General features: G+C 72.0%; 12 protein-coding genes. 5 read left to right on the top strand and 7 right to left on the bottom strand.

Translation table 11 applies throughout. The annotated features are described in order from the left end of the window. Positions 1–392: 392 nt before the first annotated feature. From WMF26_RS26785 to WMF26_RS26775, 3 genes are all read left to right on the top strand, one after another. The gene (locus tag WMF26_RS26785; protein ID WP_437994991.1) at positions 393–1379 is read left to right on the top strand and encodes a hypothetical protein; all 987 of its coding nucleotides are present in this window, start codon (positions 393–395) and stop codon (positions 1377–1379) included. 264 nt (positions 1380–1643) lie between these two features. After that, complete coding sequence (locus tag WMF26_RS26780; protein ID WP_437994990.1) at positions 1644–2939, top strand: Kelch repeat-containing protein; 1296 nt, start codon at positions 1644–1646, stop codon at positions 2937–2939. A gap of 348 nt (positions 2940–3287) precedes the next feature. Next, on the top strand, positions 3288–3602 hold the full coding sequence (locus WMF26_RS26775; RefSeq protein ID WP_437994989.1) for a hypothetical protein: 315 nt from the start codon (positions 3288–3290) through the stop codon (positions 3600–3602). A 413-nt stretch (positions 3603–4015) separates the two neighbouring features. Here the strand turns inward: WMF26_RS26775 and WMF26_RS26770 are convergent, their stop codons facing one another. The 7 genes from WMF26_RS26770 to WMF26_RS26740 form a co-directional block, all read right to left on the bottom strand. After that, positions 4016–5437 carry a PEGA domain-containing protein gene (locus WMF26_RS26770; RefSeq protein WP_437994988.1) on the bottom strand — a complete coding sequence of 474 codons (1422 nt, stop codon included), beginning with the start codon at positions 5435–5437 and terminating at the stop codon, positions 4016–4018. 11 nt (positions 5438–5448) lie between these two features. Then, positions 5449–6198 (bottom strand): hypothetical protein, encoded by a 750-nt coding sequence (locus WMF26_RS26765; protein ID WP_437994987.1) that lies wholly within the window; start codon positions 6196–6198, stop codon positions 5449–5451. Continuing rightward, the gene (locus tag WMF26_RS26760; protein ID WP_437994986.1) at positions 6195–9743 is read right to left on the bottom strand and encodes an nSTAND1 domain-containing NTPase; all 3549 of its coding nucleotides are present in this window, start codon (positions 9741–9743) and stop codon (positions 6195–6197) included. Before WMF26_RS26760 ends, WMF26_RS26765 begins: the two co-directional genes overlap by 4 nt. A 76-nt stretch (positions 9744–9819) precedes the next feature. Beyond that, positions 9820–10839, bottom strand: a complete 1020-nt coding sequence (locus tag WMF26_RS26755; protein WP_437994985.1) for a hypothetical protein — start codon at positions 10837–10839, stop codon at positions 9820–9822. Between the two features lie 33 nt (positions 10840–10872). Continuing rightward, a complete protein-coding gene (locus tag WMF26_RS26750) occupies positions 10873–11301 on the bottom strand; it encodes a hypothetical protein (protein ID WP_437994984.1) in 429 nt (142 codons plus the stop codon). A 175-nt stretch (positions 11302–11476) separates the two neighbouring features. Beyond that, positions 11477–12199 (bottom strand): tectonin domain-containing protein, encoded by a 723-nt coding sequence (locus WMF26_RS26745; RefSeq protein ID WP_437994983.1) that lies wholly within the window; start codon positions 12197–12199, stop codon positions 11477–11479. A 214-nt stretch (positions 12200–12413) separates the two neighbouring features. Next, positions 12414–13772: an ATP-binding protein gene (locus WMF26_RS26740; RefSeq protein WP_437994982.1), complete on the bottom strand. Its 1359-nt coding sequence runs from the start codon at positions 13770–13772 to the stop codon at positions 12414–12416. A 321-nt stretch (positions 13773–14093) separates the two neighbouring features. On the opposite strand from WMF26_RS26740, the gene WMF26_RS26735 reads away from it, so the two are divergent. After that, positions 14094–14672 carry a DUF4255 domain-containing protein gene (locus tag WMF26_RS26735; protein ID WP_437994981.1) on the top strand — a complete coding sequence of 193 codons (579 nt, stop codon included), beginning with the start codon at positions 14094–14096 and terminating at the stop codon, positions 14670–14672. Then, entirely contained in the window at positions 14669–15481 is an 813-nt protein-coding gene (locus WMF26_RS26730) for a hypothetical protein (RefSeq protein ID WP_437994980.1), read from the top strand. The genes WMF26_RS26735 and WMF26_RS26730 overlap by 4 nt, the downstream gene beginning before the upstream one ends. Positions 15482–15489: the final 8 nt, after the last annotated feature.

Genomic DNA, 15489 nt, shown 5'->3' with positions numbered 1-15489 from the left:
CGCCTCGCGCCTGGACGACGCTCGCCAGCCCGGGGGCGGCGCGCCGCCGTCATGACGTGCGGCGCCACGGTGGCCCGCCGGGTCGAGCGATGCTGCGATGTGGTGGCCGCAGCGACCGCGAACGGATCGCACAGCGCGGCGGCCTCGGCGGCGGTCTCTGCCTTGCAGTCGCGCTCGCCGACCGGTGATGTTGCTTGGCGATCATCGCGCAGGCGGCGAAGAAAGCGGCGAGCGCTCGCGCACCTGAAAGATCGGTGAATGCCGGGGACCGCGGCGCGCGACGCGGCGTGGACCGCGGCGAGCCTCGTTCATGTGTGCACGTGCACGGCGCGCCTCCCACGCGATCGCCGGACGATCCCACCCGTACACCCCCGACTGGAGGTATTGCTGCGATGCGGTTCGAACGATCGATTTTGCTCCTGCTCACCGCCGGCGCCCTGATGGCGTCTCGCACGGCGGTCGCCGCCGACCTGACCTGCTCGTCGACCACGACGCTGGAGGCGCTCGCGGCGTGCGTTCGCGATCAGATGCCCGACAGGGACTCGGGGATCTTCGTCGCCCCGAGCTCGACGCAGATGAGCGCGTGGCGGACCGTCGTCCGCGCCATGATGGGCGGCAGATGCGACAGCGTGCTTCCGTCCAGCCTCTCGTCGTTCGCGCGGATCCGGCTCGTCCGCGACGCCTCCAACGGCCGCAGGTACTGTGTGCTGATGGAGGTCGCCGACCGAAACGGCGACGGGATCGTCGATCGCGGGTTGGGCACCTTCATCGTGGACGCGGCTGCGCAGCGAGAGCTCTTCCACGCGGCGGCGCACCCCATCGCGGACACGGGCACGGAGATCCAGGCCGTCACGATCTTCAAGGAGACGAGATCCCGCAGCTTCATGATCGCCGGCGCTCACCGCGACGCGAGCTTGGTCGAGAGCGATTGCCAGAGCTCGTCCGCGATCTCCGACGCGGCCCACAACGTGGCGAACATGTTCCACGCCACCTATCTGGAGCTGGCCGCTTATTATGGATCGAGGCCGTGGTGGGCCATTCAGTGGCATGGAATGGCGCAGAGCACCTGCGCGGCGGTGGACGTGCACCTCTCCCACGGGGTGGACGTCACCCCCGTGGAGGGCGACAAGATACTCCGGCTGAAGAACAAGTTGCTCGCGTACGAGCCTGCGTGGCGGGTCGGCGTCCCCGGCGGCGGGGTCTGCTCCCTCAACGCGACGACCAACGTTCAAGGCAGGCTCCTCAACGGCGTGCCGTCGTCCCGGGTCTGCGGCAGCCCCGCCGCGAGCTACAGCGGAAGGTTCATCCACATCGAGCAGGATCCCGCCTTTCGCGATGCGGACAGCTGGATCCCCGCGGTCATGGACACCTGGCCGTGAGGCGGGCTGGAACGCCCTCCTCCTCACGGGGCCGGAGCCACGAATGACGCCGTGAGCGGGGCCGGCCCTCCGCGAGGACGCTTGACGGCACGCGCACAAAACGGAGCATTTCACCATACCTCGCCCTCGCTCCGCAATACGACGAACGTGCACCTATCGCCGGTGTGTGCCCCGTCGTAGCGTCCCCGTCGCGTCCCGTCGCGTCCCGTCGCGTCCCGTCGCGGCCGCGGGCGCGGGCGCCCCCACTGGACCCGGAGAACACCCATGACCCGTAAAGGTACGCTCGTCCCGATCGCCTCCCTCTTCCGCATCCTCGTCCCGATCAGCCTCGCGCTCCTCGCGGGCGGCTGCTCGCAAGCGCCGGCGGAGATCCACGAGCGCCCCGGCGGGGACGAGGCCGCGCTGACCGACGCGCAGCGCCTCGCCGTGCATCGAGGGGGAGGCCGCGTTCACGCGACGAGCTGCGGGGACGGCCCGAGCGAAGACCCGTCGAGCTTACCCTACTGGACCGCGATCGCGCAGAACGGAGCCGTCCCCGACGCCCTCTGGGACGGTTCGAGCGCGTATCAGGACGGCCGCTTCTACATCTTCGGCGGGTTGAACGGGACCTACCCGAACGACGAGCCCGTCGCCGATTTCAGCGTCTTCGACGTCGGCACGCGGACCTGGCACGATCTCGGCCACTACACGGGCGGGCCCTCCGCCCGGGCCGAGGCGATGATGTGGAGCGTCGCCGAGGACGACGCCCTGATCGTCTCCGGCGGGAGAGGTCCTTTCCGGCGCGGGCTCGATCTCACGCACCAGGACACGTTCCGGTTCCATCGGGTGCACGGGTGGACGCAGATCGCGCAGAAGCCGGCCGAGGTCGGGCTCGCGAATCGCTCCACGGAGGCTGTCGCCGTGCGAGGGAAGGGGAAGCACAAGACCGTCGCGTACGCCTTCTCGGGCTCGTCGTCGACGTTATCGGCCTTCATCAACCGCCCGGACGGCCTCCAGCACGACCTGGTCCGCTACAAGAACGGCTGGAAGCAGGCCGCGACCGGCGCGCCTGCCCCGCGCGCTCGAGCCCATCATCCGCTCGTGTACTCCGAGGGCTGGAACGCCCTCTTGCTCTATGGCGGCTACACGAACGACGCCGTGAACGGGACCGGCCTGTTCACGCCGGAGAACTTCCTCGGCGATCTCTGGATGCTCGACGTCGACACGGAGACCTGGGAGCAGATCGCCTTCGACGAGGACAGCGGACCGGGCCACCGCGACAACGCGAAGCTGATCGCCGACGAGCGCGGCCATCGAATCTGGCTCTTCGGGGGCAGCCAGTTCGACGGTACCACCCTGTCCGATGTCTGGTACTTCGATCTCGACACCGGGGGTTGGACGCGCGTGGACACCGCGATGTCGGGGCCGGCGCCGGCGCCGAGGTTCGGCCAGTTCTCCTTCTCTCGCAGGACCGCCACCGCCTACGAGCTCTACATCTTCGGGGGAGCGACCGCGGAGTTCGCGCCGGTGCTGCTCAACGACATGTGGAGATTGACGATCCCCCTCGCCGGCGACGACTGAACGGAGGGGAGCTCGGCCACGGCGAGGAGGCGCCTCGAAGAACTCCTCGATGCACCATCCATGAACGGCGTGAAGCGCGGTCGTTCACGCGTCTCCTCCGGACACCTCATGACCAGCACCTCTTGCTCCAGGCCGGTTGCAGTCGCTCGTCTCGACCATCCCGAGGGGCTGCGGCGCGATGCCCACCCGCACGATGTCCTTAGGAATGATTAAGGCGACATCGGACGAGCTCGGCATTACCAGTCGTGGGGCAGCGACATCATCGAATCGCGTAAGAGGTCACAGGGCCTTGCTGGTCCTGGCCTCCACGGGCGCGCGTGTCGCTGACAGCAAGATAGGAGAAGAGAAATGGCAACGTCCGTAGTGTTTGGTTCGGTGAGGCAGTCTGACGGCGGGATGCTGAACCCCGGCTCCGGGGGCTGGTCTTCCACGAAGGTTTCGACGGGGAGGTACAAAATCACCTTCAATGCCACGTCGTCGCAGGCTCCGATCGTCGTCGTCACGCCGGTCGACGATGCCGGCAGACAGTCCGCCGACAACCAGTTCTCGACGTACAACCACGAGCACAGCCCGCCAGCGGTGTATGTCTGCTCGGTCGACAAGGCTAGCGGTGCGCTGGAAGACGCGAACTTCTCGTTCGTCGCCTACGTCGTTCAGTCGTAGGGCGCATCCTGCCCGGCGGCTCTCCTCGGGTCGCCGGTGGCGACGATCCTCCTCCCTCCGTTGAAGACCACGCCACGCCCTAACACCCCTCCACGGCCGCGACTCCCGCCGTGATGCGCGGACCGCGCTCTCCCCACCCGGGGTGGATCGCCGCTGCCAGCCCGCGCCTGCCGCGACGACCGCTCCTCCGGCGGCCGGAGGTGGAGGTCTGTCCCCAAAAAACCTTCCGGCGAGGCGCGCAGGATCCTCAGCGACCGGAAAATCCGGCATCTCGGCACAGCCACCCACGACGGCGAGGTCGTCTTCTTCGGCACCGCCGCCGACGGGGCCATGCCGTCGTACGGCACGAACCTCGACCATGCTCGCTCAACCGAAACGCCCGCTCGCGGCAGCGCGCGGGAGGCACATCGGCGTCAGTAGAAGTCGTACCTGGCGCTCAGGGTAGGCAGGAAGAGCGGGAAGAGCGGGGCCGTGAGGGGCTCGGAAGGAAACCAGGCCGACGAGGCGTGGTCGACCCCAGCCGCGGGGTCGACGAACACCCGCTGGCTGGACGCCGGCCTCGGCACGGCGATGAGCAGGGGCACCCCGAGCCCCAGGGTGAGCTCGACCCGCCTGGCCAGCCTGACGCCGGCGCGCACCTCGGGCGCGACGTACACGAAGCGCGCCGCCGCGCTCCGCTCGAGCGGGCCGAACGACGGCGCGCCGCCCGTCGACGCCTGCGCGCTCGTGCGCGACCCCGCGACCGCGCCGATGATCCCGCCGGCGCCCAGCCGCGCGTGGAGCAGGAGGCGCTCGCCCGACGAGTACCCGACCCAGGCGCCGAAGAGCGCGCCGCGGAGCGCCGTCGTGTCGTCGACGCGCACCGCGTACGACGCCCCGCCGGCGGCCTCGAGCGTCGCGACGCGCCCGCGGACGGCTTGCTGCACGCCCAGATAGCCCGCGGAGGCGCCGAACGAGAGGTGGTCGATGCCGTACCCTCCGTGGACGAGCAAGCTGACGCCAGACCCGAGGGGCTCGCTGCAGGACCCCGGGCACACCGCCGGCGTGCCTCCGCCGAACGACGCCACGAGCGGCGCCGCGGCGCTCACCTCGGCGAGCAAGCGGGGCGTAGGGCGCGGGCCGCGCGCCTCGCGGTCGTCGATGGCCGCGGCGTCTCGTGCCAGCCGGATCCGGCGTGCGTCCGGCCCCTCCCTCGGCGGCTCGGCGATCTCGCGCGCGCCCGTGTCCTGGAGCCGGATCAGCCGTGCCGTCACCTGGACCGTCTCCCCGCCGTCCACGTCGAGGCGCTGCTCGAACGGCTGGTACCCCGCCTTGACCACGCGGACGGTGTGGGGGCCGCGAGTCACGCGCAGGGGGGCGCCGAGCGGCAGCTCGCCGCGCGGCACGCCGTCGAGCAGGACCGTCGCGCCCGGCTCGGCGCCCACGATCCCGATGGCCCCGACGGCATTGGAAAGGAGCTTTACCACCAGCAGGAGATCGCGCTCGTCCTCGCCCTTGAGCCTGTCGGAGAAGTCGCGCAGCGCGCTCTCGTACAGCTCGATGGCCTCCACGTAGCGCTCGAGCTGGATGAGACACGCGGCGGCGTTGGTCGTCCCGTTCAGCGTCATGAACAACGCGCGCGACGTCTGGAACTCGGCGAGCGCCTCGGCCCAGCGCTCCTGATCGCGCAGCGCGATCCCGCGCTGGAAGTGCGCGCGCGCGTCCTCGCGACGCCGGACTTCGACGGGCCCGCCCGGCTGCGCGGCGGCGAGCGAGCCGAAGGGCAGGGGCGCCAGGAGCGCCGCCGCGAGGAGGAGGCCGCCGTGCGCGGAGCGTCGGCGCGCCGTGCCCGGCATCGCTCGCGCCCTCATTCGAAGGCGTCTCCGGCCAGCACGCCGCTGCGCGGCTTGCCGTGCGCCTCCGCGGCCGCGCCGGTCGGGCACCTGGGGGGGACCTGCGCCGCCGGGGGGCAGACGCACGCCGGACCCTCGCCCGGCCGCGCGGCGCCGAGCGCAGCGCCAAGCGCGGATCCGGGCGGCGACTCCATCGCCATGGGACCCGCCAGCACGTCGTGCTCGGCGGCGACACCGGGCACCATGGACTCGAGCGCCAGCTCCGGCGGCTCGGCGAGCTCCGGCGCGGCGGCGTCGACGGCTTCCGCGGTCGGCGGCTCGGCGGGCGCGGCCGGGAGGTGCCCGCGCCCGGAGCGGCGCGCCGCCCGCGCCAGCGCGGCGAGATCGAGCGAGGGCGGCGAGGCGCCGGCGTCCGTGAGGGTCACGGTCGTCTCGCCGTGCCGTGCCCCCCTGGAGACACGCACCCGGTGCGTCTGCCCGACCTTGCCCGAGAGCTCGATGACGCCGTCCCGCCGCCGCACCGGGACGCCGTCGACCTCGACCACGGCGTCGGCGGGCAGGACGAGCAGCTTCACCCGCCGCTCGCCGGCGCCGAGCCTGCGCGCCGACGGCCGCGGCGCCGCGGGCGCGCGGGCCTCGACGGCGGTCTCGTCGGCGGACGTCGCCGGCTCGGCGCCGCCCTCCTCGACGCCGGGCTGCCCGCACGCGCCCAGGGCCGACAGGAGCGCCAGCGCCGCCGCCGCGGCCGTGTCGCGCGCCATCATCGCCCCCGGCCCTCCGCGAGGAGCGGCGCGCGCTGGTACGAGCGCTCGCACGCCGCGTGCCGATCCCGGGCGGAGGACGCCGTCTCCCCGAGGTAGGTGACGCGCATGTGCGGCGGCAGGCAATCGGTGTGCGCGGTCAGCAGGCGCTTCTTCAGGGTGTCCACGTCGATGCTCCAGGTGTGAATGCCGTTGTCCATGGCGACGGTCATCAGCCGTTGCCCTCCGTCGAGGAAGGCCAGCGCGATGACCGGCGCCGACGCGCCGAGCACGATGGGCGCGCCCTCGCCGGCAGCGCTCCAGAGGCGGACGGTGGCGTCGGCCGACGAGGTGACCACGCGCGCGCCGTCGGGGCTGAAGAGGGCGCGCAGGACCGCGCCGTCGTGCCCGCGCAGCACGACGGGCTCTCCCTCGCCGCGCGCGCTCCACACGCGCGCGGTCCCGTCGTCGGACGCCGTGACGACGCGCTCGCCGTCAGGGCTCCACGCGCCGGCGTGGACGCCGCCGTCGTGCCCGCGCAGCACGACGGGCTCTCCCTCGCCGTCGGCGCGCCACACGCGCGCCGTGTGGTCGAGCGACGTGGTGAGCACGCGGGCGCCGTCAGGGCTCCACGCGGCCGAGGTGAGCCAGTCCTCGTGCCCGCGCAGCACGACGGGCTCGCCCTCGCCGTCGGCGCGCCACACGCGCGCGGTCCCGTCGTCGGACGCCGTGACGACGCGCTCGCCGTCAGGGCTCAACACGGCGGCGCGCACCTCGGCCTCGTGGCCCCTCAGCACGACGGGCTCGCCCTTGCCGTCGGCGCTCCATACGCGCGCCGTGCGATCGAACGAGGCCGTGACGACGCGCGCGCCGTCGGCGCTCGGCGCCGCGCTCGCCACCCACCCCTCGTGACCCCTGAGCACGACAGGCTCGCCGTCGACCCGGAAGACGCGCGCCGTCCGGTCCTCGTGCGCGGCGACGACGCGCTCGCCGCCTTCCACGATGGACGCCGCGTGGAAGAAGCCGAGGTCGCGACGCCGGTGCGGCATCGCCCGGAGCGGCTCGGCGCTCCACACCCTCGCGGTGCGGTCGGACGAGCGCTCCCACGGATCGGACGCCGCGGTGACGACGCGCGCGCCGTCGGGGCTCCACGCCGCGGAGCGGAGCGGCGCGCGGTGCCCGACCAGGACGAGCGGCGGGCCGCTGCCGTCCGCCGGCCAGAGGCGCGCCGTCCGGTCCGCGGAGGCGCTGGCGATGTACTCGCCGTCGGGGCGCCACGAGACGAAGGTCACGGCGAGCGCGTGGCCGGAGAGCACGACCGGCTCGGCGTCGCCGTCGGCGCGGAAGACGCGCACGGTCCGATCGGCCGAGGCGGTGGCCACGCGCAGGCCGTCGGGGCTCACGGCCGCGTGGAGGACGCTGTCCTCGTGCCCGGCGAGCACCACGGGCGCGCCGGCGCCGGCGAGCGTGAAGACGCGCGCCGTCCGGTCGCGCGAGCCGGTGACGACGCGCGCGCCGTCGGGGCTCACGGCCACGGAGATCACCTCGCCGGTGTGCCCGCGGAGGACGCGGCTCGTGCCGTTCGCGATCCGCCAGACGCGCGCCGTCCGGTCGTCGGAGGCGGTGACGACGCGCGCGCCGTCGGGGCTCCACGCGGCCGCGTTGATGCGGCCGCGGTGGCCTGTGAGGACGACGGGATCGCCCTCGCCGTCGGCGCGCCACACGCGCGCGGTGCCGTCGGCCGAGGCCGTGAGCACGCGCGCGCCGTCCGGGCTCGCGGCCATCGCGGTGACGGCGCCGCGGTGGCCGCTCAGCACCACGGGCTCTCCCTCGCCGTCGGCGCGCCACACGCGCGCGGTGCCGTCCTCCGAGCCCGCGAGCGCGCGCTCGCCGTCGGGGCTCCACGCGGCCGCGAGGATGGCCCCGCCGCCGCCCTCCAGCACCACGGGCTGGCCGGTGCCGTCGGCGCGCCACACGCGCGCGGTGCCGTCGGCCGAGGCCGTGAGCACGCGCGTGCCGTCGGGGCTCCACACGGCCGCGGCGAGGGCGCCCGCGTGCCCGCGGAGGGTCGCGCGGAGCGCGTTCGCGTTGAGGGCGTCGCTCGCCAGCTCGATCCAGCCGCGGCGCGCGCCTGGCAGCTCCGCCTCGGGCAGGAGCTTCATCGCCAGCGGGAGCTGCGCGCGCACCGCGAGCTCGCGGAAGCCCGCGAGGATCCTGGCGTCGTGCGCCTCGGAGCGCCGCTCCTCCGCGGCGTCCCGCTGCCGGTCGGCCTCGCGTCGCGCCCGGGCCTCCTCGACGCGCAGGCGATCGGCGCGGAGCTTCTGGGTGTACGCCACCGCGCCGAGCGCCGCCGCGCCGGCCGCGACCACGAGCGCCGCCGCGGCGACGGCGGCGGAGCGGCGCCGCCGCGCGCGCTCCTCGGCGAGCCTCGCCTCCGCCTCGGCCCGCTCGCGCCGCCGCGCCTCCAGGTGCTGGCGCTGCTGCCGCTGCTCGAAGACCTCGCGCGCCAGCCAGTCGTGGCCGATCTCGAAGTACCGGCTCCCCTGGTGCTCCGCCGCGTGGAGGATGGCCGCCCCCTCCAGCGCCTCGAGCGCCGGCCCGAGCTCGTCCGCGGGTAGCACCCGGAGCAGCTCCTTCTCGGTGCGCAACGTGCGGCTGCCGTCCGCGGTCACCAGGTGATCCTCGAGCAGCCGCTCGGCCCCGCCGCGCAGCGCTCCGAGGCCGGCGAGCGTCGCCTCCAGGTACCGGCGCAGGATGGCCTCGGCCTCGACCGCGTCTACCGCCGCTCCCTTCGCGCGCTGCTCGAAGAGCGCGCGGCACACGATCTGCGCGTACGCGGCCTGCGCCTCGGCCTCGTCGCCCGCGGCCTGGCCGGGCACGCGCACCTGGAGCAGGAGCGGGCGCATGTCCGCCGGCGCCCACGCCTGCGGCGGCTCGCCGGCGGCGGCCGCCTGGCAGACGGCCTCGCAGAGCTCGGCGACCGTGAGCGGGCCGACGCGGAAGCCGTGATCGAGGAGCCGGCGGTGCTCGCGCAGCCGATCGCGGAAGCGGCCGAGGTAGTCCTCGCGGAGCGACAGCACGAGGCGCAGGTTGCGGGTGGGCAGGCCGGCGAGGCGGTCCACGCAGTCGAAGAGCGCCTCGGCCTCGGCCGCGCCGCGCGTCGCGTAGAGCAGCTGCTCGATCTGATCGAGGTAGACGACGGCGAGCCGCGGCGACCCGCGCGCCGCGCGCTGCGCCGCCGTGAGCAGCGCGTCCGCGGGCGAGGCGCCGGCCGGCCGCTCGCCGAGGCCGAGGGCGCCGTACACCGCGTCCGCGAGCCAGCGCGTCGGGTCCCGATCCTCGGGCCAGGCGTCGACCCGCGCCACGCGGACCTCCTGGCGCTCGATGAGCGACGGGAGGACCGCCGCCTGCACCAGGGAGGACTTGCCCGCGCCGGACGGCCCGAAGACGGTGACGCAGCGGTTGGCGAGGATGGATGCCTCGAGCCGGTAGGCCAGGTCGCCTCGCCCGTAAAAGCGATCACGGTCGGAGGCGCGGTAAGGTTGCGGACCTGGAAAGGGGTTCTGCATTGCGGGGCAGCGAGCGCGAGGAAGAGCGATGAAGAGCGAGTAACAGATGGAGTCGGGGCAAACACCTTATTGCTTCTTAAGGAGCCAGAGGGCGCTCCGGGGCTCGCGACCGCCCCGGGGGTGGCGCGCTCCCGGGGGGCGCGCACTTGTCGGGCGACTCCGAGCGGGTCACCCAGCGACGGAGGTCGATGTTCACCGTCCCCAGGAAGGCTCCCTTGAGCACGCGGACGTTGTAGGTGACGCCGGGCGCCGTCCTCTGCGCCTTTCCCCACGCGCCAAGGGTGCCGCCGAGATCGATCGACGCGCCGCCCTCGCACGAGAGCTTCCCCCTCCAGGCCGCGCCGGCGGTGTCGAGCGCCGCGACGTTGAACGAGCACGCGTCGAGATCGCAGACGTTGCCCGGACCCACGGCCGCGCCGGCGCAATCCCGCTTCTGGTAAACCACGCTGAAGCACTCGGGGTAGTCCGCGAAGAAGAGAGAGGTCCCCTGGAGCCTCCGGCCCGACGTGCTCGACGCGCTCACGGAGGTCCCTCCGAGCGAGGAGGCGTCGATCGCCAGGGTCGCGGCGACCGCCTCCTCGGCCGCCACCTCGAGCGTCCCCGCCTTGATCGCGCGCGTCAGCACCCTGACGTAGCTCGTCCCGGTCTCGGCGAACAGGCTCGTGCACGCGCCGCTCGCGTCGAGGTACACCGCCGATAGGCTGCTCTCCACGAGATCCGTCAGCGTGATGCTCGCGCTCCGCTTCGACGACACGCCGGCCGAGGGGGCGACCTTGACGGCAGCGCCGAAGTCGCCGGAGAGCTTCCCGTCGAGCACGTCCCCGTAGTGGAGCGTCACCTTCGACCAGCTCGGCGCCGCGGTGCCCTGGTCGCCGTCGAAGCAGGCGTTGGTCTCGGGCTGGTCCCCGAGCAGCCGGCGTCCGAGGCTCGCGGCGCCGCTCGCCGGCGTCCGCGCGCGGTAGTCCGGCGCGAGGTCCTTGATCGCCTTGTCGAGCGTGACCGTCGCGGTGCTGGCGCAGGCCGCGACCGGGAGCGCGGCCAGCGCCGCGATCGCGAGGCGGATCGGTGAGCGGCTTCTGTCATCGTCGATCTTCACGGTAGATCTCCTTCGACCGCGCCGTGGCCGCGGTCAGGGCGAGACGGCCGAGAGGACGTCCTCGATCTCGGCGGCGAGCTGGTCGACGTCCGCCGACGCGTCGCTGGCGAGCCAGTCGACATCGTCCTTCCGGCGGTAAACCTCGGCGCGGATCCGTGGGACGACCACGAGCTCTTCGTCCTCGGTGAGCTCGTCGGCGAGCAGGGTGACCGAGAGCTCGCACATCTTGATGCTGCCCTCCGGCTCGGGGATCCGCAGGGTCACCGTGGCCGTGGCGCGCTCGGCGTCGAGGCGCGCGGCCGCGCGGCCCTCGAAATGAGCGGACAGGGCCTTGCCCACCGACCGCAGCAAGGCCTGTACCGCGCGCCTCGGTGGCTCGCCGGGGCCGAGCCGCGTACGAAGAGAGACGCCGACCGTCACCCACGACGAGCCGCCGAACGCGATGGGCTCATTCCGATTCATGTGTTCTTCCGCTGGCACGGGCATACCTGCCATGAAACGGACGACGCCGCGTTTTGTCAGCTTAAGAGAAATTAAGGAGCAACGCGTTCACGAGAGGCCGCGCCGGACGTCGTGAGCTTCGGAGCAGCGCCGTCCCGTCGCGGGATCGGTCGCTCTCTCGAGGAGGGCTGCGGTGTCAGTCACCGTTCGGATTATAAACGATGGTTTTTCCGGTGGTGTCGATGAGCGCATAGGAGTAGTCGGGAGGGAAGCTGATGGACTTCGCCTTCGGGAGCAAGTCCAGCGGGTACCACCAGTCGGGGGCGCCAGCATACATCCACGTGTTGCCGGCTGAATCGAGGCCATAGAATGTCATGGCGCCTGCGGACATCACCTGGACCAGGGTTCCGCTGGTGTTGTTGTTGGGGATGGGGTCAGTCCAGCTGTTGGTTGCGAAGGTGTACTGGCGCATGTTGCCAGAAGTGGTGAGCCCCATCAGATACCAATTCCTCCCCCCTGAGTTCCAGAAGGCGCTCACCTGCTTCATCCCGCCACCATTGAGCGTGCTCCAGGAATTCGTGCTTGCATTGTACTGCAAGACGTTGCCTGCCGCATTGACCCCCCAGACCCCAGACCCGTTGTTGACCCCAACGGCCACGTGAACCAGCGAGCCGGGCATCTGGACCCAGGGGCTTGTCCCGTTGTACTTGTACACGTTGCCCGCCGCATTGACTCCCCACACCGTCCCGTCCGTCGAGGCGCTCACCTGGACGAGCGCGCCAGGGATCTGCGTCCAGCTGCTTCCGGCATAACGGAAGATGTTCTGGGCGCCATCAACCCCCCAGATGGTGGGGCGGCCTCCAACAGGGTAAGAGACGGCGGAAATCTGAGTCATGGTCGTGCTGAGCGTGAGGGGCATTGTTTCTATCTCCTTCGTCCATTCGGCGCCAGGCTCCGTCGAGCAGATCGCCCCGATGGAACGGCGCTTCGAGGCCCACGGACAACGCCATCGTCATTCCGTCGGTGCCATCGCGATACCGGTCGTACCCGTCGTCGGTCGCGCTGACAACTTAAGCTATTTTAATGCGCGTCGGATCCGGCGGCGTGGCCGGGCGTGTCGCGCGAGCGTCCGCTCAACCCGCCTTCCCCTGCTTGGCATACTCCATCCGGATGCCCTGCAGGAGGTCGTCTGCCGTGAGGGGGCGGCCGCCCTCTCTCAAGGCCTGAAGCGAGGCGTAGCGGATCACGTTCATGATCGCGCCCCCCGCGAGCGCGTGCTCGCGCGCGATCTTCTCGAGGTCCACGGAGCCGTCGAGCCTCGCCTTGGGCGAGAGCCCCTGCCGCCACAGCCGCGCGCGCTCCTCGGCGCGCGGCATCGGAAAGTAGATGATCGACTCGAACCGCCGCGCGAAGGCGTCGTCGAGGTTGTCGCGCAGGTTGGACGCCAGGACCGCGAGCCCGTCGAAGGTCTCGATGCGCTGGAGGAGGAAGGAGACCTGCTGGTTGGCGTAACGGTCGTGCGCGTCCCGCGTCTCGCTGCGCTTGCCGAAGAGCGCGTCGGCCTCGTCGAAGAACAGGACCCAGCCCCTGCGCTCGGCCTGGTCGAAGACCCGGCCGAGGTTCTTCTCCGTCTCCCCGAGGTACTTCGACACCACCAGGGAGATATCCACCTTGTAGACCTCACGGCCGGCGGACTTGCCGAGCAGGCAGGCGGTCATCGTCTTGCCCGTGCCCGGCGGACCATAGAAGAGGCTGCGGTGGCCGGGGCGCAGCTTCCCGGCCATGCCCCAGTCCGCCATCAACGTCTCTCCGTGCTCGATCCAGGTCTCGATCTCCTCGAGGTGCTTGCGGGTGCTGGGCTGCAGCACCAGGTCCTCCCAGCCGAGGCGCGTCTCGATCCGCTGGGCGGGGAAGCCGGGCCCGCAGCCGCGCCGCCGCGGCTCGCCGGTGGTGAAGAGGCAGAGCAGCTCCTCCGAGATCTGGAGGGGCGCCTTCATCGGCGTCACCTCGTCGCCGCCGCCGAGCCCGAGGACGTCGTGCCTGGCGAAGAGGTGCTCTGGATCCAGGAGGAGCTGCGCCGAGAACCGGAGCGCGAGGTCGTCGCCGCCGAGGAGGAACGCCAGCGTCTCGGCCGTGGGCAGGAGCTCGCCGCCGGCGCTGAGCTGGGCGCCGCCGAACTCGGTGAGCCTCCGATCCACGGCGGCGTCGCGGCCGAAGCAGACGTCGAGGAGCTGGGGCCGCAGGTGCGGGACCAGGGCGAGCACCAGGGCGAGGCGCTCGACGAAGGAGAGCTGATGGCGCCGCACGAAGCCGGCGTACTCCGAGCTCGACCCGCCGAGGTCGGGCGGCGCGATGTCGAGCACGCTCCCGTCGGTCGCACCGTTGCCGAAATGGATCTTGATCCGCGCCTCGAGGACGCTGCGAAACCAGAGCAGCTCCCGCTCGAGATCGGCGGCGTTCTCCACGATCTTGGTCATCCTTGCCATACCCATCGAGCCGCGGCGCTCCTCCTCGCTCCAGAACCGCTGCGCGAAGGTGGCACGACGCGCACCGGTCGCGCCGCTAAATAAGAGGCTCCTTAAAATGGCTTAAGTTGTCGATGCGGCCGGCCGCGGGTACTACCGATGTCGAGCTCGGCGCCGGCGGGGGACCCATGACCTCGCCCGCGGGCGTCGAGGCGCCGTTCCATCGTGGGGATCCGCTCGACGCCGCCTGACGCTCAGGCGTCGCGCCGCGGATGCGCTGACCCAAGATCTTCAAGGATGAGAGCCAATGAGCGCGGGACAAGCTCAGGGCTCCAGGAGCCGCCAGCCGTGATCAACGACATCCTCGTCCTGCTCAGGAACACGGTGAACGAGCACCTGACCGCGAGCGCAGGCTGGCGCGGCCCGGTGCCCGACCAGGGGCCAGTCGCCTTCCTCGACAGCGAGGCGGCGGACAGCCTCGAGCTCAAGCTCGGCGCCGTCACGCTCCTCCTGGTCAACCTCGAGGAGGATCACACGCTGAGGCCGGCCGACCCGTTCCGGGTGACGCTGCCGGACGGCACCACGCAGCGCGTCCAGCCGGCGATCCAGATGAACGCTTATGTCCTCTTCGCCGCCCGCTTCAAAGAGTACGAGCAAGGCCTGCGGTGCATCTCGCTGATCCTGCAGTTCTTCCAGGGCCGCCGGGTCCTCGACCACGAGAACACGCCTGCGCTGACCGACAGGATCGACAGGCTCACCATGGAGCTCTTGACGCTCCCGCTCTCCGAGCTGAACCAGCTCTGGGGCGTGCTCCGGAGCGCTTATCAGCCTTCGCTCCTCTACAAGGTCCGGATGGTCGTCTTCCAGGACGAGGACGGCCTCAACGCGCCGCAGATCACCGAGCCGGTGCTGAGGATCCACCCGTGAAGCACGCCGCGATCATCGAGGTGCTCTTGCAGCACGCGTTCTACACCGACCTCCGGTGTCCGGACCTCTCGATCGAGCCGAGCGACGCCACGGCGCGCCTGCTCCGCGATCATCGCTGTCTCTGGCGAACGAGCTCCCAGGGCGTCCGGGTCCTCTCTCCGCTCGACCCCACGGGACGACCGTTCCTCCCGCTCCCGGGGGACGCCGCGCTGCTCTTCTACCTGGCGGTCCGGGGCGGCGACTTCGCCGCCATCACGGATCTCGCCAGCCTCCGCGGGCGCTCGGCGCCGGTCTTCACGGACGCCGGCGCGGGGACCGACGGCGAGCTGCGATTAGCCCCCGCCGACCCCGCGCGGCCGCGGCTCCCGCCGGGCGTCCTCGCCGCCGTCGAGATCCGCCCCGGGAGCGCGCCGCGGCCCGTACGCTTCCAGGTGAGCTTCCCGGCCAGGCAGGCGCGCTGGGCCTACTACTGCGTCACCGACCTGGCGCCTGCCGCGGGCGAGCTCGCGGTGGTGGACGCCTCGCCCGCCGGGGCCGCCGGCGCGCTGCGCTTCAGCGCGGTGACGCTCGAGCCGACGGACCCCGTCGCGGCGCAGATCGAGCGCCGGTATCCCGGGATGCGCTGCGCGTGCTTCGTCTCCGACCAGCCCGTCGCCGCTCGCGCGGAGCCGAGGAGGAGCCTCGAGCTCCGGCTCGGCCCCGACCGCGTGGCGGGCCCGCTGCTCAATCCGTCGCTGCAGAGCGCTGCAAAGGAGGATCTGCTGTTTCAGATCATCATGTATCGAGCGCAACCGTTTCAAACCCCCTGAGATCGAGG

This window comes from Sorangium sp. So ce185, from assembly GCF_051526825.1.
Lineage (GTDB): Bacteria > Myxococcota_A > Polyangia > Polyangiales > Polyangiaceae > Sorangium > Sorangium cellulosum_D.
Note: the sequence above shows the minus strand (reverse complement) of the source record. Positions and strands in the feature narration are given on the sequence as shown.